Annotated in this window: 1 protein-coding gene; it reads left to right on the top strand. The window is 70.3% G+C overall.

All coding sequences use genetic code 11. From position 1 onward, the window contains the following. Positions 1 to 2,516 (top strand): SDR family NAD(P)-dependent oxidoreductase (locus LCH29_RS43780; protein ID WP_446467255.1); only part of this gene is annotated, 2,516 nt, incomplete at both ends.

Genomic DNA, 2,516 nt, shown 5'->3' with positions numbered 1-2,516 from the left:
TGTGCGGGAGACCGTGCGGTTCGCCGATGGCGTTCGGGCGTTGGCCGGGGCCGGGGTGGGGACGTTCCTGGAGCTGGGGCCGGATGGTGTGCTGTCGGCCCTGGTCCGGGAGTCGGCACCGGACGTAGCCGAGGTCGTTCCTGCTCTTCGTAAGGATCGTGGCGAAGAACTGGCTTTGGCGACTGGTCTGGCTCGTCTGCACGTGACCGGCGTGGGTGTGGACTGGCGGTCGTTCTTCACGGGTACCGGTGCGCGCCGGNTCGAGCTGCCTACCTACGCCTTCCAGGCTGTTCCGGGCGATGTGCGGGCTGCCGGGCTGGTCTCGGCTGAGCATCCGTTGCTGGGTGCGGCGGTGTCGTTGGCCGACTCGGACGGTGTGGTGTTCGCCGGTCGCCTGTCGGCGGGCTCGCATCCGTGGCTGGCTGATCACGTGGTGATGGGCCGGGTCCTGGTGCCGGGTACGGCGTTCGTGGAGTTGGCGATCCGGGCCGGTGACGAGGTCGGGTGTGACCGAGTCGAGGAGCTGACCCTGTCCGCGCCATTGGTTCTGCCGGAGCGCGGCGCTACGCAGATCCAGGTGCGGGTGGGGGCCGCCGATGATGACGGGCAACGCGCTCTCACCGTTCACGGGCGGCCCGAGCATGCGGTGGACGCGCCCTGGACCCAGCACGCGTCGGGTGTGCTGGCCGCAAGTGGAATCGACCGGGTGGACATCGGCTTCGACGCGGCTGTATGGCCGCCGCACGGCGCCGAACCGGTTGATGTCAGCGACCGCTACGAGCGGCTTGCGGAGATGGGTTTCGACTACGGGCCGGTGTTCCGAGGTCTCCGGGCGGTGTGGCGGCGCGGTGATGTGGTGTTTGCCGAAGTTGGACTGCCGGAAGAGGTTGAAGCCGGCGAGTTCGGCCTCCATCCAGCTCTGCTGGACGCGGTATTCCAGGCGGCGGGGGCGGCGGGATCCGGCAACGACAATCCGGACCTGGAGAGTACGGCGCTGCCGTTCTCCTGGGACGGCGTGTCGCTCTACGCCTCCGGTGCCACGACCGTCCGGGCGCGGCTGTCGCGCACCGGCCAGGGGGCGGTCTCGGTCGCGATCGCGGACACAGATGGCGAACTTGTCGCTTCCATCGATTCCCTCGCTACTCGCCCGATAGCCCCAGGACAGCTGGGCGACGCAGCTTCCGGGGCGGGTAGTGACTCGCTGTTCCGTATCGACTGGGCTCCCCTGCCGTCCGGCTCAGTTGAGACCGGAGTCGCTGCGGTTGCGGTGGTTGGCGCGGAAGAGGCCTTGGCCCCCGCGCTTCGGGACGCGGGTACCGAGGTCCGGGTGTATGCGGATCTGGCGGCTCTGTCCGCAGCGGATGGGTCGGTGCCGGACGTTGTGCTGGCTGCGCTGCCCGGTGCGCGGTCCCAGAACGAGGTGGTGGACGCTGTCCACGCGAGTGCTGCTTCCGCCCTGGAGCTGGTGCAGGACTGGCTGGTGGAGGAGCGCTTCACCCGGTCCCGGTTGGTGATGGTGACCCAGGGTGCGGTCACCGCGCGGAACGCCGACGACCTGGCGGTGGCGTCGGTGTGGGGCTTGGTGCGGTCGGCGCAGTCGGAGCATCCGGATCGGATCACACTGCTGGACCTTGATGACGGGTCTGTGCCGGGGGCGGCGTTGTCCCGGGCGTTGGCGCAGCCCGAGCCGGAGTTGGCGGTTCGGGAGGGGCGAGTCCTGGTCCCCCGGCTGGCGCGGATGCCCGTTCCAGAGCTGCGTGCGGCGTCTTGGGAGCCGCGCGGCACGGTGCTGATCACGGGTGGTACCGGGGGTCTGGGCGCGGTGGTGGCCCGGCACCTGGCGGCCGAGCACGGCGTACGGGACCTGCTCCTGCTGTCCCGGCGGGGGATGGCGTCGCCGGGTGCTGAGGACCTGGTCGCCGAACTCGCCGGACTGGGTGCCCGCGCCGAGGCGGTGGCCTGTGATGTGGCTGATCGTGAGGCGCTGGCGGAGGTGCTGGGCGGGCGTGAGGTATCCGCGGTGGTGCACAGCGCCGGGATGCTGGACGACGGCGTCATTGGTGCCTTGACTCCGGAGCGCGTTGATGCGGTGTTGCGTCCGAAGGTGGATGCGGCGTGGCATCTGCATGAGCTGACGCNGGNCNTGGACTTGTCTGCGTTCGTGGTGTTCTCTTCCGCGGCNGGNACGTTGGGCAGTGCGGGNCAGGGGAGTTACGCGGCGGGGAATGCGTTCCTGGACGCGTTGGTGCGGTACCGGCGGGACCGGGGGCTGCCGGGTGTGTCGCTGGCCTGGGGGCCNTGGGACCATCCTGGCGGCATGCTCGGCGATCTGGCTGCCGGTGATCGTGAGCGGATGGCGCGTGCGGGTCTGCCGCCGTTGTCCNTCGAGCAGGGTGTGGCGCTGTTCGATGCNGCGGTGGGTGCTGGGGAGCCGGTGGTGTTGCCGGTGCGGCTGGATCTTTCGGCGCTGCGGGCTCGTGGTGAGGTGCCGCCGCTGTTGCGCGGACTGGTCCGTA

Source organism: Streptomyces sp. BRA346 (assembly GCF_052851135.1).
Note: the sequence above shows the minus strand (reverse complement) of the source record. Positions and strands in the feature narration are given on the sequence as shown.